General features: G+C 39.4%; 25 protein-coding genes. 10 read left to right on the top strand and 15 right to left on the bottom strand.

Features of this window, described 5'->3' with window-relative positions; translation table 11 throughout:
* Positions 1 to 527 precede the first annotated feature (527 nt).
* Positions 528 to 1493: a lipid A deacylase LpxR family protein gene (locus AC04QZ_RS14620; protein ID WP_478358344.1), complete on the top strand. Its 966-nt coding sequence runs from the start codon at positions 528 to 530 to the stop codon at positions 1491 to 1493.
* Complete coding sequence (locus AC04QZ_RS14615; protein ID WP_478358343.1) at positions 1493 to 2602, top strand: acyloxyacyl hydrolase; 1110 nt, start codon at positions 1493 to 1495, stop codon at positions 2600 to 2602. Before AC04QZ_RS14620 ends, AC04QZ_RS14615 begins: the two co-directional genes overlap by 1 nt.
* Here the strand turns inward: AC04QZ_RS14615 and AC04QZ_RS14610 are convergent.
* From AC04QZ_RS14610 to AC04QZ_RS14600, 3 genes are read right to left on the bottom strand one after another with little or no spacing between them, the layout of a single operon-like run.
* Positions 2599 to 2958, bottom strand: coding sequence for a CoA-binding protein (locus AC04QZ_RS14610; protein WP_086544666.1), 360 nt, complete (start codon positions 2956 to 2958; stop codon positions 2599 to 2601). The two genes, AC04QZ_RS14615 and AC04QZ_RS14610, sit on opposite strands and share 4 nt — an antisense overlap.
* Before the next feature lie 44 nt (positions 2959 to 3002).
* On the bottom strand, positions 3003 to 3470 hold the full coding sequence (locus AC04QZ_RS14605; RefSeq protein ID WP_478358342.1) for a DinB family protein: 468 nt from the start codon (positions 3468 to 3470) through the stop codon (positions 3003 to 3005).
* 33 nt (positions 3471 to 3503) lie between these two features.
* A complete protein-coding gene (locus AC04QZ_RS14600; protein WP_478358341.1) occupies positions 3504 to 5045 on the bottom strand; it encodes an NAD(P)/FAD-dependent oxidoreductase in 1542 nt (513 codons plus the stop codon).
* A 483-nt stretch (positions 5046 to 5528) separates the two neighbouring features.
* Between AC04QZ_RS14600 and AC04QZ_RS14595 the strand changes: the two genes are divergently transcribed.
* The 5 genes from AC04QZ_RS14595 (at position 5529) to AC04QZ_RS14575 (ending at position 8498) form a co-directional block, all read left to right on the top strand.
* A complete protein-coding gene (locus AC04QZ_RS14595; protein WP_029275651.1) occupies positions 5529 to 6110 on the top strand; it encodes a LemA family protein in 582 nt (193 codons plus the stop codon).
* Between the two features lie 82 nt (positions 6111 to 6192).
* Complete coding sequence (locus AC04QZ_RS14590; protein ID WP_086544663.1) at positions 6193 to 6636, top strand: TPM domain-containing protein; 444 nt, start codon at positions 6193 to 6195, stop codon at positions 6634 to 6636.
* A 3-nt stretch (positions 6637 to 6639) separates the two neighbouring features.
* Complete coding sequence (locus AC04QZ_RS14585; protein WP_478358340.1) at positions 6640 to 7413, top strand: TPM domain-containing protein; 774 nt, start codon at positions 6640 to 6642, stop codon at positions 7411 to 7413.
* 108 nt (positions 7414 to 7521) lie between these two features.
* Complete coding sequence (locus tag AC04QZ_RS14580) at positions 7522 to 7911, top strand: hypothetical protein (protein ID WP_478358339.1); 390 nt, start codon at positions 7522 to 7524, stop codon at positions 7909 to 7911.
* Positions 7912 to 7922: 11 nt separating this feature from the next.
* Positions 7923 to 8498 carry an NUDIX hydrolase gene (locus AC04QZ_RS14575; protein ID WP_478358338.1) on the top strand — a complete coding sequence of 192 codons (576 nt, stop codon included), beginning with the start codon at positions 7923 to 7925 and terminating at the stop codon, positions 8496 to 8498.
* A 133-nt stretch (positions 8499 to 8631) separates the two neighbouring features.
* Here the strand turns inward: AC04QZ_RS14575 and dnaA are convergent, their stop codons facing one another.
* From dnaA to AC04QZ_RS14560, 3 genes are all read right to left on the bottom strand, one after another.
* Entirely contained in the window at positions 8632 to 10062 is a 1431-nt protein-coding gene (gene dnaA, locus AC04QZ_RS14570; RefSeq protein ID WP_029275646.1) for a chromosomal replication initiator protein DnaA, read from the bottom strand.
* Positions 10063 to 10615: 553 nt separating this feature from the next.
* Positions 10616 to 12163 carry an acyl-CoA mutase large subunit family protein gene (locus AC04QZ_RS14565; protein WP_478358337.1) on the bottom strand — a complete coding sequence of 516 codons (1548 nt, stop codon included), beginning with the start codon at positions 12161 to 12163 and terminating at the stop codon, positions 10616 to 10618.
* Between the two features lie 161 nt (positions 12164 to 12324).
* Complete coding sequence (locus AC04QZ_RS14560; RefSeq protein WP_478358336.1) at positions 12325 to 12855, bottom strand: DUF7935 family protein; 531 nt, start codon at positions 12853 to 12855, stop codon at positions 12325 to 12327.
* A gap of 92 nt (positions 12856 to 12947) precedes the next feature.
* On the opposite strand from AC04QZ_RS14560, the gene AC04QZ_RS14555 reads away from it, so the two are divergent.
* Positions 12948 to 13301 carry a HesB/IscA family protein gene (locus tag AC04QZ_RS14555; RefSeq protein ID WP_086549203.1) on the top strand — a complete coding sequence of 118 codons (354 nt, stop codon included), beginning with the start codon at positions 12948 to 12950 and terminating at the stop codon, positions 13299 to 13301.
* A gap of 163 nt (positions 13302 to 13464) precedes the next feature.
* Positions 13465 to 14694, top strand: a complete 1230-nt coding sequence (locus AC04QZ_RS14550; protein ID WP_167296587.1) for an ABC transporter permease — start codon at positions 13465 to 13467, stop codon at positions 14692 to 14694.
* A 264-nt stretch (positions 14695 to 14958) separates the two neighbouring features.
* On the opposite strand, the gene AC04QZ_RS14545 is transcribed toward AC04QZ_RS14550, so the two are convergent.
* The 5 genes from AC04QZ_RS14545 to AC04QZ_RS14525 are packed head-to-tail and all read right to left on the bottom strand — an operon-like array spanning position 14959 to position 19698.
* Complete coding sequence (locus AC04QZ_RS14545) at positions 14959 to 15696, bottom strand: tyrosine-protein phosphatase (protein WP_478358335.1); 738 nt, start codon at positions 15694 to 15696, stop codon at positions 14959 to 14961.
* A 17-nt stretch (positions 15697 to 15713) separates the two neighbouring features.
* Positions 15714 to 16271, bottom strand: coding sequence for a hypothetical protein (locus tag AC04QZ_RS14540; RefSeq protein WP_478358334.1), 558 nt, complete (start codon positions 16269 to 16271; stop codon positions 15714 to 15716).
* Complete coding sequence (galE, locus tag AC04QZ_RS14535) at positions 16272 to 17294, bottom strand: UDP-glucose 4-epimerase GalE (protein WP_086549199.1); 1023 nt, start codon at positions 17292 to 17294, stop codon at positions 16272 to 16274.
* 1 nt (position 17295) lies between these two features.
* Complete coding sequence (locus AC04QZ_RS14530) at positions 17296 to 18324, bottom strand: UDP-glucuronic acid decarboxylase family protein (RefSeq protein WP_478358333.1); 1029 nt, start codon at positions 18322 to 18324, stop codon at positions 17296 to 17298.
* Positions 18325 to 18384: 60 nt separating this feature from the next.
* Complete coding sequence (locus tag AC04QZ_RS14525; RefSeq protein ID WP_478358332.1) at positions 18385 to 19698, bottom strand: UDP-glucose dehydrogenase family protein; 1314 nt, start codon at positions 19696 to 19698, stop codon at positions 18385 to 18387.
* Between the two features lie 161 nt (positions 19699 to 19859).
* On the opposite strand from AC04QZ_RS14525, the gene AC04QZ_RS14520 reads away from it, so the two are divergent.
* Entirely contained in the window at positions 19860 to 21092 is a 1233-nt protein-coding gene (locus AC04QZ_RS14520) for a 3-deoxy-D-manno-octulosonic acid transferase (protein ID WP_478358331.1), read from the top strand.
* On the opposite strand, the gene AC04QZ_RS14515 is transcribed toward AC04QZ_RS14520, so the two are convergent.
* From AC04QZ_RS14515 to AC04QZ_RS14500, 4 genes are all read right to left on the bottom strand, one after another.
* Complete coding sequence (locus tag AC04QZ_RS14515) at positions 21070 to 21576, bottom strand: gluconokinase (protein ID WP_478358330.1); 507 nt, start codon at positions 21574 to 21576, stop codon at positions 21070 to 21072. The genes AC04QZ_RS14520 and AC04QZ_RS14515 overlap by 23 nt on opposite strands.
* A gap of 6 nt (positions 21577 to 21582) precedes the next feature.
* Positions 21583 to 22593 (bottom strand): ferrochelatase, encoded by a 1011-nt coding sequence (gene hemH / locus AC04QZ_RS14510; protein WP_478358329.1) that lies wholly within the window; start codon positions 22591 to 22593, stop codon positions 21583 to 21585.
* A gap of 260 nt (positions 22594 to 22853) precedes the next feature.
* Positions 22854 to 23528, bottom strand: coding sequence for a fatty acid desaturase (locus AC04QZ_RS14505; protein WP_478358328.1), 675 nt, complete (start codon positions 23526 to 23528; stop codon positions 22854 to 22856).
* 101 nt (positions 23529 to 23629) lie between these two features.
* Positions 23630 to 24481, bottom strand: a complete 852-nt coding sequence (locus tag AC04QZ_RS14500) for a 4-hydroxy-3-methylbut-2-enyl diphosphate reductase (RefSeq protein ID WP_478358327.1) — start codon at positions 24479 to 24481, stop codon at positions 23630 to 23632.
* Between the last annotated feature and the right edge of the window lie 3 nt (positions 24482 to 24484).

Genomic DNA, 24484 nt, shown 5'->3' with positions numbered 1-24484 from the left:
CCTTCCGAACCGGGCTGCAAAGGTAGCAATCTTTTCTTCTCCCGCAATATTTATTTTAAAATAAATCTCGCTCTCCATCTCGCTATGCCATTCTTTCAACCTAAACCCTTCCTCCGAAGCGGGATGCAAAAGTAGAAAAAATTAATGCTTCTGCAAAGCTTTTCTGCCGATTAACCGAAGGATTGAGGTAACCCTATGGTTTTCAATAGGAAAAAATGTCGTGACGGTCAAAACTTTTTAAGGAAACAAGTGTTTACTGGCGCGACATACCCAGCACTTCCGAAGTTTTCCCTGCAGCCAGTCAGCCCCTGCAAAATAAACCTGATTGAAATGAATCCCGACGTAAAGTCGGGAGAAATGAAAAGCAGGAACGAACCTCGATAGTAGCACTAAACCTGCTTTACTAAAAAGAATTATAAATAAACAACCTGCGTAATATATAAGTAGTAACTAAGTCGAACAACTATCGTATCGAATTTTTGAACAATAATTAATACTTTTATGGCTTTATTAAACCATTCAAATAAATGAAGTTGATGCTCAAACTATACCTTTCTCTGCTGTTTATCAGCATAGCAGAAATCGGTTATGCGCAAAATTATAAAAACGAACTTGTTGTGATTTCTGAGAACGATGCTTATATCGATATTACCAGTGATCGTTATTATACAAATGGTGCTTTTATTAAATACAGGCATGCCCTGGATGGAGCGCATTTAAAAGCAGGGCGAAGCAAAGAGATTATCGGTTTCGAACTTGGTCAAAAAATATACAATCCGTATTACAGCTTTGTACCAAACCCTGCCCTACACGACCGCCCTTTTACAGCATATCTTTATGGCGAAGCAAATTATAGCCGTTTTTATACCAACAAACAAATGCTAAAGGTTTCTGCACAGATTGGACTTACCGGAAAAGATGCTTTGGGTGAAGAGTTTCAGAAAGCATTTCATAAACTGGTTGGCCAAAATCAGATTGAAGGATGGGAGTATGGCCTAAACAGCGAACCAACATTAAACCTGGGGGTAGAGTACAATAGGCTTTTATTGAGCACAAACAATAAAATATTCGATATTACGGGAACAACTTCAGCAACGATTGGTAACGTGATTACAAAAGCAAATCTTGGTGCAATGTTCCGCCTGGGCAGATTTAATGACATGGATGGTTCGTCGGCTTTTAATAGCCTGGTGAGTAATAACCACACGAACAAAGCAGAACGCAAATATGAACTTTTCCTTTCCGTTAGCCCGCAGTTACATGCGGTTGCCTTCGATTCGAGTTTGCAGGGGGGATTGTTTTTGAATGATAAAGGGCCCATTACCTTTAAGCCCAAACCGATTATTTTTACCACCCAGGTGGGGTTAACTTTCGCCATTGCGCGCTGGACCGCCAATTATACCGCTACTTTTACTTCGAACGAAGTTAAAAACAGTGCCACTGGTTACCGCTACGCCTTTTATAGTCTTGCTTACCGTTTTAGTAAAAGCTAATGAAAAAACAACTACTCTCTTTTATTCTCGTTATTATAAGCTTAGCATCTGCTCAGGCTCAAATTGCCCCGGAAAATCATTCGATTATTTTTAAACCCATATTTGGTACGCATGTAAATAATGATCAGGGACACTTGTTTCAGGATCAGATTACAGGATTTGATGCAGCTTATTTTAAGGACATCAGCCAGAACAGTGATAAGTGGATCGGATTTGGTGGCGCCAAATCTTACGGCATCGGATTTGTTTTTAGAAACCTGAGCAAACTGAAAGGCACAAAAGATACTTCGGCCAATGCTTTTGGTCAGGTATATGGCCTGGTGGCCCAGATGGATTTTCAACTATTTAAAGTTGGAAAAGCTAAATTTAATTTTACACCAGGCGTTGGTTTGGGTTATACAAACAAGTATTACTTTAATAATACCAAAAACAGGTTTCTGGGAAGCCCGATTAATGAAACCATTAAAGCAGATTTAGGAATGGAGCTGCCGATGAGCAAATACGCCGATTTATTAGTAGGTCTCGGTTTTCTGCATGTATCCAACGGAGGCGCCACTGTTCCGAACGGGGGATTGAATACCGGAAATATTTACGTCGGACTTAAACTCAACAATCCTAAAACATTAACTGCTGAACGAAAAAGTACCTACACCACTTTACAGCGTAATTCTATTGAGCTTAGTGCAGGTTTAGGCGCAAGGGGTGTATTTGGCAACAGAACAAAAAGTTTATACAAAAGCGGATTATATGCCGGCTACAATTTTTACCTGAATGACGTAATGTCGCTTAAAGCAGGTGCTGATGCTGTATATTATTATACTGTATTTGATCCGAATAATTATGGAGAAACCTTCCAGAACTATGGTACTTCTTATGATAAATGGCGTACAGGGATCAGTATTGGCGCTGATATCAACCTATGGCGTGTAACTGTTGCCGCGCAGATTGGAAAATATATCCATTATAACAGATTAATGGATAAGGCGACCTGGTACTGGACCTTTGGCCCCACTTTTAACATTACACCTCATATTGGCTTGCAGGCTAAAACCTATATGCATTTTGCCCAGGCAGATTATGTAAACTGGGGCGTAGTTTATAAATTTTAATATTGCCCTGTGCTTAACAATACCAAAGTACAGGCCTCAACAGGTTCGATATTGTGTTGATCCAATAGTTTTTCGAGCTCGTAATTTTCAGTTCCCGGATTGAAAATTACCCGCTTTGGTTTGGTTTCCAGGATATAGTCGTGGTACTGAGCCTGTAAGGATGGGCCAATATATAAGGTTATGGTATCTATATCAGTGTGGATCAGACCCGGTTCTTCAATTTCTACGCCTGCAACCTCTCCTTTTTTTATGCCCACATTAACAATTTCGTGATTGAAGCGCTTGAGCATATTGGCTGCTTTATAGGCATATCTTGAAGGGTTTGGCGATGCGCCGATTATAAGTGTCTTTTTCATTTTGAAATTGATTACACAGATGGAGAGATTACACGGATTAAATATTAAAATTTAGAAAGTAAAGCAATTTGACCGGAATGGTAAGCGTGGTGTTGTGCCAAACCACTTAAAAGCTCTGCATTGGTTACACCTGTTCCCAAAGTCGGATTCCGCTCACTCTTCACTTCATCATCCCATTGATTATTTTTTATGGTTTCACAAAGGCGGATGAGCTCTTCGTTTGCAATTTTAAAATTAAAGATAATACGTTCCCAAGCCTTGGGTGTCCTGCTTTCGGGTATTGGCCAATCGCCCATTGCGGGTTCTGTTGCTGGTTTCCCACTCAGTCTTGAAGTCACTTCTTCTGTCCAGGCCGTTAAATGCAAAGCAATTTCAGCAATAGAATGCGCACCCGGCACAAAGTGACTAAACGCACTTTCGGGGTTAACGTTATTCAGCGTTTGCATTACATGGTTCCCATGCCAGGCATCGCCATTAAATGCCTTTTTAATTTCGTTTGTAATATTAAACATACCTAAACAACAATTGGGGCCATATAAAGTTTGTTAAGATGCGTTTAATATTGCATTTGCACAGTTAATTCCATCTATAGCTGCCGATACAATCCCACCCGCATAACCTGCGCCTTCTGCGCAAGGATACAAGCCCTTTACCTGAGGATGCTGGTAAGTTTCCTTATCCCTCGGAATTCTGACCGGAGAAGACGTTCTGCTCTCTACCCCCACCAAAATAGCTTCATTTGTATAATAGCCTCTAATCTTTTTCCCAAACAAAGGCAATGCAGCGCGTAAACTATCTGATACGAAATCGGGTAAAATATTATCGAGCATCGAACTTTTGGTTCCCGGCAAATAAGAATTTTTCGGTAAATCGATCGATAGTTTATTGTTCACAAAATCCACCATTCTTTGTGCAGGCGCTACTAAGTTGCCACCACCAGCCTCAAAAGCCATTTTTTCAATTTCAGATTGGAAGTGCAACATCCTAAGCGGATCGTAACCCTGAACATCATTTAAGGTAACCTGTACCACGGTGCCTGAATTGGCATAAGGATTATTCCTTTTAGATGGCGACCAGCCATTTACCACAATTTCATTTTCGCCGGTGGAACAAGGTGCAATAATACCTCCCGGACACATACAAAAAGAGAATACGCCACGGCTACCAACCTGCTCAACTAAACTATAATACGCGGGAGGTAAAAACTCCGATCTAATATCACAATGATACTGGGCAGAATCAATAATTTCCTGAGGATGCTCAATCCGCACACCTAAAGCAAATGGTTTGGCCTCAATCAGGATATTTTTACTGTTCAACAATTCGTACACATCTCTTGCAGAATGACCTGTTGCCAGGATAATATCATCAGCAAACAACTTTTCTTCAAAATTGATCTCAATTCCTTTTACTTTTCCGAATTCAATTAAAATATCAGTCATCCGGCTATCGAACATCACCTCGCCCCCGGCATTCAGGATGGTATCTTTGATAGCAGTGATAATATGTGGAAGTTTATTCGTACCAATATGTGGACGGGCATCGATAGCAATATCAGCTTCTGCGCCATGGTTTACAAAAACCTGAAGTACTTTATTAATATCACCCCGTTTATTCGATCGGGTATACAGTTTACCATCCGAATAGGTTCCGGCGCCACCCTCGCCATAACAATAATTAGATTCGGTATTCACTAATCCCTGCTTATTTATAGCAGCTAAATCTCTCCGGCGTTGCTTTACATCTTTGCCACGTTCGATAATAATGGGTTTTAATCCATTTTCGATACACTGTAAAGCTGCAAATAACCCCGCCGGACCAGCGCCGATTATAATTACAGGTTTGGCATCACTTACATTTTTATAGTTAATGGTGTATACTTCGGGAATGGCTTCCTCATCGACAAAAACTTTTACCTGAAGTCGGAATATCACTTTTCGGGAGCGGGCATCTATCGATCGTTTCAGGATTTCATAACCTTTAATTCTTGATCCAGGCAATTTTAAGGCTTCAGCCAGCTTCTGCTTAATCAACTCTGTTTGCTCTACCTCATGCGGGAGCAACGTAATTTCGATGTCTTTTTGCATATCATGTCAGGTTTTTATCCCGAACGGTACAAAGATAGGCAACTGATAGCATATTTGATGATTTCAGAATATGACTAAAAATTATCAGCAGACTAAAATAATGCTTTTATGTTTTTTTTGGAAAGCCACCGCAGTATTCCATAAGCCACTTTCTTCCCGCTCTACCTCCTCCCGACTTTACGTCGGGATCCGTTCGATCTGGTTTAGCTGGCAGCTTTGTTGCTACTATGCAGGTTTTCCGTGCCACAGCCCAAAGTTTTTAGCCCCGATCGGAGCGGACACGAAGTAAAGCAAAGAGCGGGAGCAAACATTAAAAAAAGCGAATGTCCTTGCGCTTCAAAACAAAAACATCAGTTTAAACATTACCCTAAGCTTGCCAACCTGGCAGATAATTATTGAAAGTGTAACAAAGGCATGCAATTTGATATCTAATTCGTAAATTGACCATAAATCAATTCTATTAAAAAGACAAAAACCATAAAAATGAAAAGATTAATATTTGGAATTTTAGCTGCAGTTATTGCAGTGAGCACTTTAAGTTCATGCGGATATAACAGCATGGTTAAACTTGATGAAAACGTTAAATCGAAATGGGGAACTGTGCAAACCCAGTATCAAAGAAGAGCAGATTTAATTCCGAACCTGGTAGCTACAGTAAAAGGCGCGGCTAAATTTGAGCAGGGTACTTTAACTGCTGTAACCGAAGCACGTGCAAAAGCAACACAGATGACGGTTAAAGCGGATGAACTGACACCAGAAAACATTCAGAAATACCAGGCAGCTCAAGGACAATTGAGCCAGGCTTTAGGCAAACTATTATCGATTACCGAAAACTATCCTGAACTAAGGGCTACACAGCAATTCAGTGATTTATCGGCACAGTTAGAAAGTACCGAAAACAGGATTACCGTTGCCCGTAAAGATTTTAACGATGCGGTACAGGAGTATAATGGTAAAATCAGATCGTTCCCAACCAATTTAACTGCTGGCATGTTCGGCTTTAAAGCTAAAGGATATTTTGAGGCCGATGCTACTGCAAAAGACGCCCCTAAAGTAGAATTTTAATATTCTCCACACAATATATAAGGGTAGTGAATGTTTATTAAAAAGCATTTATTACCCTTTTTACTTCATACATAATAAGCATATGTCGTTATTTTCAGATATTGAACAAGAAAAAATAGCAAACGCGATTTCCGATTCAGAAAGAGCAACTTCCGGAGAAATTAGGATTGCTATTGACAAACATTGCGCAGGCGATCCATACGAGAAAGCTATCGAGTATTTCACCAAGCTGGATATGGACAAAACAGCTAAAAGAAATGGGGTGCTGATTTATCTGGCACATGCCGATCATAAATTTGCCATTATTGGCGATGTAGGCATCAACCAGGTAGTACCTGAAAATTTTTGGGAAACAGCTAAAATAGCGATGACCGCACACTTTGCAAAAGGCAATTTAGCCGATGGCATTATAGCAGGTGTAGCCTTGGCCGGAGAAAAGCTAGCCTTGTTCTTCCCACCTCAAAAAGGCGATATTAATGAATTGCCAAATGATATTGTTTTTATGGATAACCTAGAACACAAATAAACGATGAAGAAAATATTCCTTTTCTCGTTACTGAGTTTATTATTCACTTTCGCCTTTGCACAGGATTTTCCAGAAAAACCAAGCACACTGGTTAATGATTACGCTAATGTATTATCATCCGATCAGAAGCAGCAACTGGAAACTAAATTAGTAGCTTTTAATGATTCGTCTTCCACACAGATTGCCGTAGCGATACTAAAATCAGTCGGTGATTATGACATTAACGAATACGCTGTAGAACTGGGCAGAAAATGGGGAGTTGGCCAAAGTGGCAAAAACAATGGTATTATGATTGTTGTGGCCGTTGGCGATCGAAAAATCTCTATCCAAACAGGTTATGGCTTAGAAGGTGCATTACCCGATATTTATGCCAAACGTATTATTGATAACGACATTAAACCCAATTTTAGAGCAGGAAATTATTATGCCGGTCTGGATGAAGCGACTACTTCGATTATAAAATACACCAGGGGCGAATATAAAAATGATAGTCCAAAAGCTTCTTCAAAGAAAGGTGGCTCAGGCAGTATCATCATTATTATCATTATCGTCATCGTGATCATCATTATTATGCGTAAAGGTGGTGGCGGTGGCAGCGAAGTGATTGGTGGCCGGGGTGCATCCAACGCTTTGTTCTGGGCCATGCTTTTTGGAAGCGGTGGCGGTGGACGAAGCAGCGGTGGCTGGGGAGGCGGCTCTTCAGGCGGAGGCGGTGGCGGATTCGGTGGTTTTGGCGGAGGAAGCTTTGGTGGTGGTGGTAGCAGTGGAAGCTGGTAAACTCATTGGTTCGTTGGTCATTGGTTCATTGGTTATTGGTCATTAAGTTAGAATCTACTCCGTTTTGAACGTTACCACTTTCCAACAGGTTAAAACATTACAACAATAATGTACAGAAGAGATTTAATCACAGCAGAAATACAGAAACTTGCGCAGGTTTTAGCCCGTATTATGGGATTAAAATTAGAGGGCAAGTTGGCAGAGGCCAATCATCTTTTTGACGAAACCATGGAAAGCGGCTTTCAATTGCCAAAAGAAATTCTGGAAGGTGAAGAGCTGGCTGTTTTTGAAAACTGGTTGACTGAAGGGAACCTTCCTCCGGAAAAACTCGACTCATTGAGCGAATTTTTATATTACGAGTTAGGTATTAGTGCGGATCGGAACCAAATGATTGCCCCAAAGCTGAATTTAGTTTATAATTACCTGTCAGATCGGCATAAGATTGTACATTTGGTCAACCTGCACCGTCAGAAAACGATACAACAATACTTGCGCTAAATGCCTATCGCATGGCACAAAACAAACAACATACATCAATGATTATAGAAAAGTGGCAGAAGATAGCCTCTAAATATTTAGTAAGAGAGAAGTGGGCTACCTTGCGGGTAGACGAAGTTAAACTTCCCGGAGGTATTATAAAAGACGATTATTATGTTTTAGAGTATCCAAACTGGGTAAATGCGATTGCATTAACTGAAGAAGGAAAAATAATCATGGTACGCCAGTACCGGCATGCGGCCGATATTGTTTCACTTGAAGTTCCGGGTGGTGTAATTGATGGCGATGAAGCACCTGAGTTTGCTGTTAAACGTGAACTTTTAGAGGAAACCGGTTACAGTTTTAAAACCTGCAAACTTATAGCTGAGCTTTATCCCAATCCTGCAACATCTGATAACAGGACCTTTACTTATTTCTTAACAGGTGGTATTAAAACACATGAGCAGCATTTAGATGAACATGAAATATTAAATGTTGAAGAGTATACCATTGATGAGTTAAAACAACTGATTAAGGATAATAAAATAGCCCAGGCACTTCATGTTGCGGCTTTATTATATGGCTTAGCAGAATTAGAGAAACTTTAATTTATTTTACAGAAAAACAGAAACAATAAAGGCCAGATAAAATATCTGGCCTTTATTGTTTAATGCATTAACTTTTGATCAGGAACGAAAGATTTTATTTAAACCCTTCTACCTTTCTGTTCCTGAACCTGGTTTAGCTCATTTTTAATTTCTTTTGGATATCGTGTACGTAAGCTTTAAACTTTTTATCGGTATCGATTAAATCTTCCACCGTTTGGCAGGCATAAATTACGGTACTGTGATCGCGACCGCCGAAGAAAGCGCCAATCGTTTTTAACGATGATTTAGTATGACTTTTAGAAAGGTACATCGAAATCTGACGTGCCTGAACAATTTCGCGTTTACGTGTTTGCGATTTAACCATATCTACAGGAACCTCGAAATACTCGCAAACCAATTTCTGGATATATTCCATTGAAATTTCTTTAGAAGTATTTTTAATGAAGTTCTTCAACATCTGCTTAGCAAGGGCTAAATCGATTTCTTTTTTATTCAAAGTAGCCTGTGCCAAAAGAGATACCATAGCACCTTCTAATTCACGTACATTGTTATCAATGTTGTGTGCCACATATTCTACCACCTCGCCTGGTAACTCAATACCATCAGCATACATTTTCTTTCTTAAAATAGCAATACGGGTTTCCAGATCAGGAATCTGTAGATCTGCTGATAAACCCCATTTAAAACGGCTTAACAAACGCTCTTCCAAACCAGCTAAATCTTTCGGTGCTTTATCAGATGTTAAGATGACCTGTTTGCCCGATTGGTGCAGGTGATTAAAAATGTGGAAGAAAATATCCTGTGTTTTTTCTTTACCGGCAAAGTTATGTACATCATCCATAATGATTACATCCATTGCCTGATAAAAATTAACGAAATCGTTAATGGTGTTGTTTTTTAATGAATCTACAAACTGCTGGCAGAATTTCTCACAGCTTACATAGATCACCAGTTTATCTGGCATGCTGCGTTTAATCTCGTTACCGATTGCCTGCGCCAGGTGTGTTTTACCCAAACCTACGCCACCGTAAATCATCAGAGGGTTAAAAGATGTACCACCTGGTTTAGCAGCTACAGCGTAACCTGCAGAACGCGCCAAGCGGTTGCAATCTCCCTCAATATAATTTTCGAAAGTATAGTTAGAGTTTAATTGTGGATCAACATTTAATTTTTTTAATCCAGGGATAATAAAAGGGTTTTTAATATCCTTATTAATGGAAACCGGAATCGGCATCGATTGTACCTTTGCCTCCGCTCCATTTCCATTTGAGGGCATATTGGTCGTATAAGGATTACCGCTGTTTGATGATTTATCTACAACGATGTTATATTCCAACCTGCCATCCTCTCCAAGTTGTTTCTTTACAGTCTTGCGTAGCAAGCCTACATAATGTTCTTCAAGCCATTCGTAAAAGAACAAACTTGGCACCTGTATAGTTAAAACCTTACCTTCCAATTTAAGGGCTGTTATTGGCTCGAACCAAGTTTTGAAACTTTGACTCGGAATGTTATCCTTAATAATTTGAAGACAGTTCTTCCATACTTCTGTACAAGTTTTTTCCATTGCGATTTCTATAATTTATTGGTTTACAGTGCCTATTCGAATTAAAGGGATGGTCCGTTTAGGGACTACGAATATTGAGAAAATTATCAACATTTTAAACAAAAATTTCAAATAAATCGTAACGTACTGATAAGGAATATAGTAGCCCGCTTAACCTCAATTTTTTATGTTGATAACTATTTATTAACACTGGTTATCCACATTAACCATTATTTAACATCAATATACCCTCATCACTTCGAATCGCTGTTGAAAAAGCAAAATCTAAGCCATTTTAGGCACTGGTTAAGCGTTTTAGTCTTTTTATTATTCGAATTAACTGAAAATCAAAGCCATAAGATAAATAAATTAATATTAATTTAAGCCAATCGTTCAAATCGATTTTAGATTATTTCATTATGCCTTATTTTTGTATGAATTTTACGACAATTCAACTCCTTAAATTTGAGATCAGTGAATAAGATATTTGTTCATTTTATTACCCCTTCATCAAAAGCAGCATGCCTTTAATTTTGACCTGAAATGAAACACCAATCAGGTTGCCGAAGCTTTGTTAGTAAACGCCAAAAGTACCCCTAAAAATATCTGCAATTTCGCCTAGTGTAGCATACTTTTCAACCGCATCTATAATCAATGGCATTAAGTTAGTTTCGCCTTTGGCCGCTTCATGCAAACTTTGCAATGCTTTTTCTACGGCATCATTATCACGGGTGGTTTTTAAAATTTCCAGTTTTTCAGATTGCAGCTTACGGATAGAATCATCAATATTAAAAACTTCGGTCAAACCTTCTTCCTCCTGGGTAAACTTATTTACCCCTACCGAGATCCTTTCGCCGCTTTCGATTTCTTTTTGATACTGATAAGATGCACCGGCAATCTCATTTTGCATGTAGTCGCTTTCGATGGCATTAACCGAGCCACCCATAGCGTCTATCCGATCGATATAAGCCCAGGCAGCGGCTTCTACTTCATCGGTTAGGTTTTCTACAAAGAATGATCCGGCCAATGGGTCTACGGTATCGGTAACACCGCTCTCGAAGGCAATAATCTGCTGGGTACGTAAAGCAATTTTTGCTGCCGATTCGGTTGGAAGTGAAAGCGCTTCATCGTAACCATTGGTATGCAGGGATTGAGTTCCGCCAAGAACGGCAGCCATAGCCTGATTGCTTACCCTGATTACATTGTTTAACGGCTGTTGTGCAGTTAAGGTTGAACCTCCGGTTTGGGTATGAAATCTGAGCATCTGTGCTTTTTCGTCTGTGGCACCCAAATCTTTGGTAATTTTGGCCCACATGCGCCTTGCGGCCCTAAATTTCGCTATTTCTTCAAAGAAATTATTGTGGCAATTGAAGAAGAACGACAAACGTTTCGCAAATACATTAATATCTAAACCTTTATCCAGCGCTGCTTTTAAATAGGTTTTACCGTTTGCCAATGTAAAAGCAAGTTCTTGTACCGCGGTAGATCCGGCCTCGCGAATGTGGTAGCCGGATATAGAAATGGTATTCCACTTCGGTACTTCTTTGCTGCAGAACTCAAAAATATCGGTAATTAAACGCATTGATTGTTTTGGCGGATAAATATAAGTTCCCCTTGCCGCATATTCTTTTAAGATGTCGTTCTGTATCGTACCTGAAATCTGTTTTAAATCTGCACCTTGTTTTTTGGCCAGCGCAATATACATGGCCAACAAAATTGAAGCTGTTGCGTTGATCGTCATCGAAGTGGTGATGTCTTTCAGCTGAATACCATCAAATAGAATTTCAATATCCTTTAACGAGTCGATAGCCACGCCCACCTTACCCACCTCTCCATCGGCCATTTCATGATCAGAATCGTAACCAATTTGCGTTGGAAGATCAAAAGCAACAGATAAGCCCGTTGTTCCCTGAGCCAATAAATAATGGTAACGCTTGTTTGATTCTTCAGCGGTCGAAAAACCAGCATACTGCCGCATTGTCCATAAACGGCCCCGGTACATATCCTTCTGAATCCCCCTGGTAAAGGGAAATTCGCCCGGCAGCTCTTCCATCGGCTTCGCTTTGGTGTACAGCGCTTTGATTTCAATGCCTGAGGTGGTGGTGTGCTTTTTTTCGCTCATAATAGGTTAGTTCATTGGTTCAATAGTCATTGGTTCATTAGTACAGCAAGTTGCGTAACTGTTGAAACTGGTTAATTGGTTAACAGCCTAACGAAAAATTATTGTTCGAATTCCAAGGATTCGCAGCTAACCAATTTAAACAATTAACCAGTTAACCTTCCTTAAAACAGCTTATGAATGTCTTTTTTAATCAACTCGATGGTTAAATCGTAAGGGTTTTCATCTATACTGGCCATGTGCTGTAAAATTGCCTTGCTGAGTTCAATCCCATTTGCATCGGCAGGTAAACCTTGTACGGCATTATTAATCATGGCAATGGTATCGTCCTTTAATTTTCGCACCACAGTCCAGGTTACGCTATCTACATACAACTGCTGGGTAATATTATGCTGATACTCCGAGCGAATTTCATTTAAGATACCAGCTTGTAAAGTAGCAATGGCAATTCCTTGCTGGTGTAGGCGAACAAGCAAATTAGCAGGGTTAATCCGGTCGATAAATATGATTAAACGTTCGTGTGCCTGTAAACGTAAGGGCAAAATATGCGCCCGGCTTTCTTTGTTCAGCTCGATGGTTTTTAAGTCAAAGAAACGCTGGATATCGTTCCTTAAAATGTAATAAAGGGCGATTAGCGCAGCGAAAATGCCTGCAAATAAGACAACTATATCAACTAAAATTTGTTGGGTATTCATAAGTATTGTTTAATTACGGTAATATTAACAGACCGTTAAAAGCAAAAATGTGCATTATTATTTATATTTGTAACAGATAAAATTTAAATAACATGAGCACAACAGTTGATACAGCATTTGCACCCGTTACTTTTTCAGAAGGAGCAGCCAAAGAGTTATATAAATTAAGGGATCAGCAGGAGATTAGTGAAGATTACGGATTACGCGTTGGCGTAGAGGGTGGCGGCTGTGCTGGCATGAATTACGTTTTAGGTTTTGATCAGAAAAAAGATGGCGATCAGGAATTTTTTATTGATGGCATTAAGGTTTTCATGAACAAAGCACACCAGATGTATTTAATGGGCATGATGATCGACTGGCAGGATGGATTAAATTCTCGTGGTTTTACTTTCGTTAACCCTAATGCAACCAGCACTTGTGGCTGTGGCACGAGTTTCTCGGCATAAATAAAATATTATTGTAACATATAGTGCAGTCCCCTTGTCTAAACATCGGGACTTTTTTTATTTTTACCCATAGAGGTTGAAGGCAAAAGGTATAGGGTATAAGGTTAATCCATCTTAATACTTGATACTCAATACTTGATCCGATACTTGATACTTACAATAAATGAATTACAGAGAAAACATCAGACTGGCATTAGAATCTATTAAAGCGAACCGCTTGCGTACTATGCTTACCGCCTTAATTATTGCCATAGGTTTAATGGCTTTGGTTGGGATTTTAACCACTCTTGATGCTGTAAAGAAAAGTATGACCGATGCTTTTAGTAGTATGGGCGCCAACTCTTTTACCATCAGAAACCGCGGCACAGGGATTAGAATTGGAAATGGTAAACGGCCAAAACCTTTTAAAGCCATCCGCTATGAAGATGCCGTTAAGTTTAAAGATAGCCTGAATACCCCTGCAACCGTTGCCGTAAGTGTATTTGCCAGTGGAGGTTCTACCATCAAATACGGCAGTTTAAAAACAAATCCAAACATTAACGTTCAGGGTATAGATGAAAACGGTTTAGCCTCGCAAGGTTTAAATTTATCACAAGGAAGAAATTTTAGTGTTTCCGAAATACAACTCGGAAGCAACGTTTGTATTGTTGGGGGTGAAGTGGTTGAAAAACTGTTCAAAGATTCAGATCCCCTGGATAAACTGATTAATGTAGGCAATAACCGTTTTAAAATTGTTGGTATATTAGAGAAAAAAGGCTCGAGCATGGGCTTTAGCGGCGATAGGGCGGTTTACGTACCTTTGTTAAAAGCCAAGCAAATTAACGCCAATGCCAATCCATCTTACACCATCACCGTAATGGTGCCCAGCAACGAGATGCAGGAAAACATTATTGGCGAATCTACTGCGCTATTCAGAAATATCCGCAAGGTAAAGGTGAACGAAACCAATAATTTCGAGATTACCAAGAGTGATGCCATTGCGCAAACATTATTCGAAAATCTGGCCTTTGTGGCTATTGGTGGGGTTGCTATTGGAATTATTACGCTAATTGGCGCCTCCATCGGCTTAATGAATATCATGCTGGTTTCCGTTACCGAACGTACACGCGAAATTGGTATCCGTAAAGCAATCGGCGCAAACCCAAAGGTAATTCGTCGCCAGTTTTTAATTGAAGCGGTCGTAATCTGTTTAATGGGTGGAGCCCTGGGTATTTTTCTGGGAATAGTTTTAGGCAACCTGATTTCCCTCGCGATGGGCGGTGCCTTCTTAATCCCATGGCTATTTATTATCGGCGGTTTTGTATTATGCGTATTTGTAGGAATTCTGTCGGGATATTATCCTGCTAAAAAAGCATCAAAGCTAGATCCTGTAGAGGCATTGAGATATGAATAGAGTTGGTTCACTAGTTCATTGGTCAATGGTTCATTAGTTTTAATGGTCTAAAGAGTCAATTGTTCATTTGGTTGATGGTTTGTTAGTTCATGGTTGATGGCTTAAAGGGCTTAATTGATCATTGTTTGATCGATTACCTATAAAAGTTAGCGGTTAGTCTATACTGGATTACTCCACTATAGATCCTGAAACAAGTTCAGGATGACGAGACCTACAATTGGCTGCTTGTAAACCAATGAACGAATGACTTATGAACCAATGAACCTAAAGCAGTGCGTTATTCAATTGCGATTGGGTAAGCAATTGTTGCATTAATGATGTGTTAAGGCTATCTTCGAGTGCTGCAGCATGTTTTAAATGGTGCATATCACTACCTACAAAATCGACCATATGGTTTTCCACCATTTCTCCGGCTACTTTTTTTGCCCCAGCACCATAATAACCGGTTAAAGCAATACCGTTCATTTGCAACAGGCAACCGGTTTCTCTAATCTGATGATAGCTTTCGAAAGCGTTATAGTAATAGGGGTACCGTTCAGGGTGGGCCAGAACAGGCTTATATCCGGCATCCTGCATCATCTTAATAAAATCGATCAGGTTCTGAGGTGCATTGATATAAGATAATTCAAACAAAAGATAATTATTTCCAAAAGTTAACACCTCTTTTTGCCTGATTTTTTTCTCTAAGGTTTCATCCAGGTAATATTCGGCAGCGGCATCAACTTCAAGATCCAGCTCAATTTCCTGTAAGCCTTTTCGCAAGGTATCCAGGCCACGATTAATGGTATCGGGTGTGTTTCGAAAATAATCGGCCATGATGTGTGGTGTGGCAATCAGTTTCTTATAACCTAAAGCTTTAAATTTTTTGGCCAAAAGGAAAGAATCTTTAAGCGTTTGTGCACCATCATCAATCCCCGGAATAATGTGCGAGTGCATATCTGTTCCGATACCGGAGAAATTAAATTCGGGTGCTATTTTTTTCTTTTTAAATAATCCGAACATAATGGTAGGTCATAACTTTAACTGATCTCTTTGGGCAAATTGCTTGCCTCTGCTGCGCCTGCTAATTTAGAAGAATAGATTTTAGCTAACAAATTATTTAAGTCTTCGCTTAAATCGAACTGCAGGTCTTCGTGTAGTTTTTTGAATTTATTTAAGGTTACCGCGACAGTTTTTAAGTAAAAAATACTAAAAAGCATCATAAAATCGCGGTAACCAAAAATTGATTTCTTATAATCAAAAGGGATGGCATTGAGGATAAATAATTTTAGTTCTACCTCACCAACCGGATCTTTTGTTACTTTATAAAAATGGTTAACCGAGGTGATCATCTTCCGAACTTTTACCAAAGCTTCTTTAGCATTTAGTTTTTTCAGTTCCAGCACCTGTTCTTCCACATCAGCTTTAATCCTTTCTTTCCGATCATCTAAATCGCTTGCATCTTCTAATAATTTGTAATGAAGATGTTCGGTAAGCACTTTATCTTTAGCCACCAAACGCAGCAATAGCTTGTCTTTTTCTTTAACAGGCAATTCTGTTATGGCAGTTTTTAAATCTTTGTGCTCCGATAATTTCATTTAAAAAGGGTTAGCCTTAATGTATTTTTCCCACTCCCAGGCAGAACGCATCATCTCATTGATATCAAGATTAGCTTTCCAGCCCAGTTCGTTATTCGATTTTTGAACATCGCCATAAATCTGAACAATATCCCCTGCTCTTCTTGGTCCGATTTTATAATCAAGCTTTTCTCCGTTCACTTTTTCGAAAGCTGCAATAATTTCTAAAACAGAAGAACCTTTACCTGTACCGATATTGAAAACATCGTAATTACCGTTAGGGTTTCCTTCTTCTAATTTTTTTATGGCAGCAACGTGTGCTTTTGCCAGATCAACCACATGGATATAATCGCGGATAGCAGAACCATCAGGGGTATCGTAATCATCACCGTAAACGGTAATCGGACCACGTTTACCAATAGCCGATTGCGTAATGAAAGGAACAAGGTTTGCAGGCACACCATTTGGCAACTCGCCAATCAAAGCAGTTTCGTGTGCACCAACCGGGTTAAAATAACGCAAAGCGATAATATTTAACGCTGGTGTTACGGCTGCTGTTTCTGCTAATATTTCTTCAGCAATCTGCTTGGTATTTCCATAAGGAGATTCAGCCTTCTGTACTGGTGCCGCCTCAGTTACCGGTAACGTCTCTGGCTGTCCATAAACGGTACAAGATGAAGAAAATACAAAATTTATCTTTCTGTTAAACGAGGTTAACAGGTTAATTAAACCGTAAAAATTGTTTTTATAATACTTTAAGGGTTGTTCTACCGATTCACCTACAGCTTTTGATGCTGCAAAATGGATAATTCCATCAATATCGGTATGGTTTTCTGCAAATTCCTGAACCGCTCTGTCATCCTGCAGATCGATTTCATGAAAATCGAACCATTTGCCAGTGATGGCATGAAGCTGGGTTAAAATTTTGATATTCGAGTTAGAAAGGTTATCTACAATCACAACTTCGTAACCTGCGTTGTGTAATTCTACTGCGGTGTGCGAACCAATGTATCCTGTTCCACCGGTAACTAATATTTTTGCCATTTTAACGGTTAAATGTGGTAAAATCTTTATGATCTATCTTTTCCAAAGCCTCTGCAGGCAATGATTTAAAATATTCGTATGTAATTTTCAATCCTTCGGCACGACCTACTTTTGGCTCCCATCCCAGTATCGTTCTCGCTTTGGTTATATCCGGCCTGCGCTGTTTAGGATCATCCTGCGGAAGTTCTTTATAAACGATTTTCTGTGTGGTACCTGTAAGCTTGATAATTTCCTCACAGAACTGTTTGATGGTGATTTCATCCGGGTTACCAATGTTTACCGGCTGCGCATAATCGCTCATCAATAAACGGTAAATCCCTTCTATCAGGTCATCAACATAACAGAAAGAACGTGTCTGACTTCCGTCACCAAATATAGTTAAATCTTCGCCTCTTAAAGCCTGTCCGATAAAAGCAGGTAAAACACGGCCGTCATTCAGGCGCATTCGCGGCCCATAGGTATTAAAAATCCTAACAATCCGGGTTTCTACGCCATGGAAAGTATGGTAGGCCATGGTAATGGCTTCCTGAAAACGTTTGGCCTCGTCGTAAACCCCACGCGGACCAACCGGATTTACATTGCCCCAATATTCCTCAGGCTGAGGATTTACATTTGGGTCGCCATAAACTTCAGAGGTTGATGCAATCAGCATCCTCGCATTTTTATTACGGGCAAGCCCCAAAAGATTATGCGTACCTAATGAACCTACTTTAAGTGTCTGGATCGGGATTTTAAGGTAATCGATCGGACTTGCAGGTGAAGCAAAGTGTAAAATGTAATGAAGTTTGCCTGGAATATGCACAAATTTGGAAACATCGTGATTGTAAAACTCAAAATTCTCCAGCTTGAACAAGTGTTCGATATTTGCCATATCACCCGTAATCAGATTATCCATTCCGATAACGTGATAGCCCTCTTTCACAAAACGATCACAAAGGTGTGAGCCTAAAAATCCGGCTGCACCTGTAATCAATATTCTCTTTTTCGCCCCTAAATCCCCTGAAGGGGACTTTTCCTTTCTTTCGTTCATATTCTTTTTTTTAAAAACGCCCTTAAACTGCGCATTGTGCTTAGTCTCCCCTTCAGGGGGCTAGGGGGTTAATAGTTTTCTACCTATGCTGTTATAATAATAGCCAAGATCGATCATTTTTTGCAAATCGTACAAATTTCGACCGTCGAAAACCACTTTATTTTTTAAAATGTTATCAATTTTTTCAAAATCAGGATTACGGAAAACCGACCATTCCGTCGCAATTAACAGTGCATCAGCACCTTCCAAAGCTTCGTACTGGTTTTTAGCGTAATTTACCTGATCTCCAATAACATTTTTAACATTGGTCATCGCTTCCGGATCGAATACGGTAACGGTAGCACCATTCTTAACCAATGCATTGATAATATATAAGGCCGGTGCCTCACGGATATCGTCGGTTTCTGGTTTAAAAGCCAAACCCCAAAGTGCAAAATGTTTGCCTTTTATATCACCTTTATAATATTTCAATACCTTATCAACAAGGATGGTTTTTTGTCTTTCGTTAACCTCCATTACCGATTTCAGGATCTGAAAATCGTAAGCATAATCATCAGATGATTTTACCAAAGCCTGAACATCTTTTGGAAAACATGAACCGCCGTAACCTACGCCCGGAAAAAGGAAACGTTTACCGATACGGTCGTCAGAACCTATGCCTCTTCTTACCGAATCAACATCAGCACCTACCAGTTCGCAAAGGTTGGCAACCTCATTCATGAAGGTAATTTTGGTGGCAAGGAAAGAGTTTGCTGCATATTTGGTCAGTTCAGAAGAACGCTCATCCATAAAAAGAATTGGATTCCCCTGACGTACGTAAGGACCATATAATTCAGTCATTAACTTCTTCGCTTTTTCACTTTTAGTTCCTAACACAACGCGGTCAGGTTTCATAAAGTCATCAACAGCCACCCCTTCTCTTAAAAACTCCGGGTTCGAAACTACATCCACTTCAATTGAGGTATTTTCGGCAAAAACAGCCTTTACCTTATCGGCCGTTCCAACCGGAACAGTTGATTTATTTACGATCACCTTATATTCGGTAATCAGTTTGGAAATATCTTTTGCAGCACCTAAAATATAAGAAAGATCGGCAGCACCATCTCCACCAGGAGGCGTTGGCAAAGCCATAAAAATAATTTGCGCATCTTTTACGGCATCTGCCAGATTTGTGGTAAAAGTTAACCTTTCCTGTTCTATATTTCTATGGAACAAAAGATCTAAACCAGGCTCGTAAATCGGCACTTCGCCAGCCTGCATTTTTTTTACCTTCGCTTCATTAATGTCTACACATATTACATCATTTCCTGTTTCTGCTAAACAGGTTCCGGTAACTAAACCTACGTATCCGGTACCAATAACGGCTATCTTCATCTGTTATAATTTACTTTTAGCTTTATTTTTAGCTGCTATGGAGCATGATGGCTTGTCTTTTTATTATACTGAATGATAGGCCAATCGTGAGGTCTCCATATATTTTTAAGCTTTTTAAATATATTCGTTTTATCTTGGCACGAAGATATGAAATTACACTAATGCTTTTGCTTTACATAATCGGAATTCGGCTTTACATTTTTCTCATCAGGATATTTTCATTATTCAATCCTAAGGCTAAACTGTTTATAAACGGCCGTAAAAATACCTATACACAAATTGCCCAGAAAATTAATCCGAATGAAAAACACATATGGTTTCATTTTGCCTCTTTGGGCGAATTTGAGCAAGGCCGGCCGGTTTTAGAAAAACTAAAAAACCTTTATCCGGCAAAGAAAATTGTAGTTACTTTTTTCTCTCCTTCGGGATATGAGATCAGAAAAAATTATGCCCTGGCAGATGTATTTTACCTTCCGATTGATACAGCGGCCAATGCCAAACGGTTTATAGCAAGTATTAATCCCGAAATGGCCATTTTTACCAAATACGAATTTTGGCATTTTTATTTTAAAGAATTGAAGGATCGGCATATACCTTTATATGTGATTTCTGGAATTTTCAGAGAAAACCAGGCTTTTTTTAAATGGTATGGTGGCTTTTACCGCAATATTTTAAAATCTGTTACTTACTTTTTCGTACAAAATAAAGAAAGCGAAAATCTTTTAAAATCAATCGGATTAAATAATGTAACGATAAACGGCGATACCCGTTTCGATCGTGTTTATGAAAATGCCCAATCGCCCAAACAGCTTAGCCTGATCGAAAGTTTTATTGGCAACTCCCCTACTTTAATTTGCGGAAGTACCTGGCCTGAAGATGAAAAAATATTATCGGCTTTGCCTGAAAAATACCCCAACTGGAAGTTTATCATTGCCCCACACGAGATCCATGAAAGCCATATTGAGAGTATCGAGAAACAGTTTTCAATTAACAGTTTACGGTTTTCAGTTTTTAGTTCGTCTGAACAGACGCTAGACGCCAAACACCAAACGCTCATCATCGATAACATCGGCATGTTGTCTTCCCTTTACCAATATGGAAAAGTAGCCTATATCGGTGGTGGCTTCGGGACGGGGATACACAACACTTTAGAGGCCGCAGCATTTGGATTGCCTGTAATTTTCGGACCGAAATACGATAAATTTCAGGAAGCGAAAGATTTAATTGCCATAGGTGCGGCTGAAAGTATTTCTTCTGTTGAGGAGTTGATCAGGGCTTTTGAAGGCTTTATTGAAAATAAAAATGCTGCCGACCAGGCTAAAAGATATGTTGTGGATAAAAAAGGTGCAACCGATCAGATTATTTCGATGATTACGAAATCAGATCAGCCTTAACAATTTCATTAACGATATCAGGAATGCTTTGATCGATTAAGACCGTTACGACATCCACTTCATCTGCCAGTGGTTCTTCTAAGGTTTCAAACTGGCTTTTCAATAAACTAGCGGGCATATATTGATGAGAACGTTTAGCAATCCGATCGTGGATTAAACCGAAACTTCCTTGCAGATAAACGAACCGAATTGACGGATTATCATTTCTTAATAGATTGCGATATGATTTTTTCAGTGCAGAACAGGCAATAATACAGCTTGTACCATGGGCAACATGTTCGCGGCCAACTTTCGCAATCAGCTGCAGCCAATCTAAACGATCGGCATCTGTTAATGGAATTCCCGCAGCCATTTTATCTACATTTCGCTGTGAATGTAGGTTATCGCCATCGATGAATTCGGCATTTATTCTTGGCGCCAAAGCTTTTCCAATGACGGTTTTACCACTTCCCGAAACACCCATTAAAATGATAAAACCCGCCATATTAAACTATTTAACCATTCCGGCCAAGGCCTCAATAAACACCGGACTATCATTTAAACTTTCTACCAACTGAACATGGTCTCCACCCAAAGCCTTAAACTCTTCGTGGTACTCTACCGTGATTTCGTAAAGTGTTTCCAGGCAATCGGCCACAAAAGCCGGACTAAAAACCAAAAGGCGTTTTTTACCTTCGGCAGCCAGTTTCTTCAACACATCAGTGGTATAAGGCTGTACCCATGGCTCTTTACCTAAACGCGATTGAAAACAAACGGTATATTGATCTTTCGATAGGTTTAATTCTTTGGCGATTAACCTTGCGGTATCATGCCCTTGTGCAGAATAACAGAATTTATTGGTATCGTTTAATGTCTGGCAGCAATCGGCGCTTTTTAAGCAGTAACTTCCGGTGTGATCGCATTTTAACAGTTGACGCTCAGGTAATCCATGGAAGCTGAACAAGACGTGATCATAACTTTCTACATGATGCTTTTTAGCATTTTCTGCAAAAACTTTAATCATCAATTCGTTATCGTGGAATGAGTTAACAAACGAAATTGGCGGAACCGTTGGCCACTTGCTCACCAGTTCCATCACCAGCTGCATTACCGAACCGGTACTGGCAGAAGCATATTGAGGGAACATTGGAATGACCTGTATACTTTCAACCAGGCCTGCCTTTAAATTTGCCAATGCCGATTCGATTGAAGGGCTTTGGTAACGCATGGCTAATTCTACATGGTAATTGCTGCCTAATCTTTCTTGAAGCATTTTAGCCTGTAACCTGCTGTAAAACAATAGTGGTGAACCATTTTCATTCCAGATTTCTTTATATAGCTTAGCAGTTTTAGGACTACGGAATGGAACAATAATACCTTTAACCAATAATGTTCTGTTGAGTTTAGGAATATCGATTACCCGTTCATCCATCAAAAATTGATCTAAATATTTTCTTACATCAGCCGTTGCCGGACTATCAGGTGTTCCTAAATTTACCAGTAAAATTCCCTTTTTGCTCATTTATAAAGAATATGTTTCGTGGCGCAAATATCGCCTTTTTATTGTTTTTTACCTATGTTTAAAATGTGACAGTCGACATTTTTTAGTCAAAAAAAGTATTATTTCTGCTTAAACATTAGAAAAGCAAATCAGTGTGCTGTCAGATGTTAACATCTGACCGTTTGAGCAAATAACATAACAAAGTGCGTTGCCGTTTTATGACCACCTAAGTCACTCGAGCACAAAAAGCGAAGTCGGTCGCCAGCGCAGGAATATGAGTCTTAGTTTTTAGTTTTATACAGTTGCCACCAGGGCATGGCTGGTTTTTGGTGATGCTCTAAATGATAACCGAAAAAATAACAGGTAATGAAGGCTACAAAATGGTTTTTCTGCAAAGTGGCAGAATGGTAGTCGTTATCGTGCTCGCCTTTATGTGGAAGATACGTTCCAAAATAAAACAATTGAAAAGTGCTTAATAATGATGGAAGCACCCAAAACAGCAGTAAATTTCTTTCATCAACCCAGATTTTCAATACGTTGTAAGCTATTGCCATAATCACCAACTGGATTACCGTAACATAATTTAACATGAAACGGAAATACCATTTCCAAAAACCATGTGGTGCAAAATCAGGATCTTCTTGGGTATGTACATGGCGGTGATGCTGATGGTGTTTTGTGTACAAACGGTTATAAAAAAAACCTGCATACAGAAACACCGAAAGATAGCCGATAAAATGATTTACTTTTTTATGGGGCGATATGGTTCCGTGCATGGCATCATGAGCGGTAATAAACAAACCGGTGTACAAATGCATCTGCACAAAAACCATCAGATAAACCAAGGGATTGCTCCAGGCAAAATGCCAGGTAAGCAAGAAATAAAGAGAAATAAACCAGCAGGCCATTACGGTTAACGCAACCAGAATTCCGATATATGGATTTATAGTTTTCAATGCCTCTTTTAATTTATTTCGTCATGCTGAACTTGTTTCAGCATCTTTACTCGCTATATAGACCCTGAACTAAATTCAGGGTGACGACTCATCAGAAAAATCTAGTATTGTTCCAAAGCGGCTTTAACCTTCTCCATGAGCCACATTGGTGTAGAAGTAGCCCCGCAGATGCCAACTTTATCATTTTCATTAAACCAGCTTTGATTTAACTCCTCAACATTAGAGATGAAATAAGAATTATCATTATGTTTTTTACATACATCGTAAAGCACTTTTCCGTTTGATGATTTCTTACCCGATACGAAAACGATCTTATCATAATGACTTACAAAATCTTCCAGCTCTTCGTAACGGTTCGACACCTGTCTGCAAATGGTGTCGTTAGCCTTAACTTCATAACCACGACTCAATAATTCGTCTTTAATGTGATAGAATTTATCGGTGCTTTTAGTGGTTTGGCTGTATAAGGTAAATTTAGCCGGTAATTCTACATTATCCAGTTCCGCTAAATCCTGAAAAACAATTGCTTTACCATCTGTCTGGCCTTGTAATCCGATTACCTCGGCGTGCCCGTGCTTCCCAAAAATAAGCACCTGCTCATCATCATCATGCGAGTTTTTAATCCTGTTTTGCAATTTCAGCACCACAGGGCAAGAAGCATCTATTAAAGTCAGGTTATTTTCTAAAGCCAGCTGATAAGTTGAAGGTGCTTCACCATGCGCCCTGATCAAAACCTTTTCGTCCCTTAAGTTTTTCAACACTTCGTGATCGATGATTTTTAATCCGCGATTGGTTAAACGTTCTACTTCTTCATCGTTGTGAACAATATCGCCGAGGCAATATAAATAACCTTCGTTATCCAGAATATCTTCTGCCATTTCTATGGCATATACTACGCCAAAGCAAAAGCCTGATGATTTATCGATGTTGACCTGTAAGTTTAAATTGCTCATTTT

The organism is Pedobacter folensis, assembly GCF_056490665.1.
The sequence above is the reverse complement of the archived record's forward strand: the minus strand, read 5'-3'. Positions and strand labels throughout refer to the sequence as shown.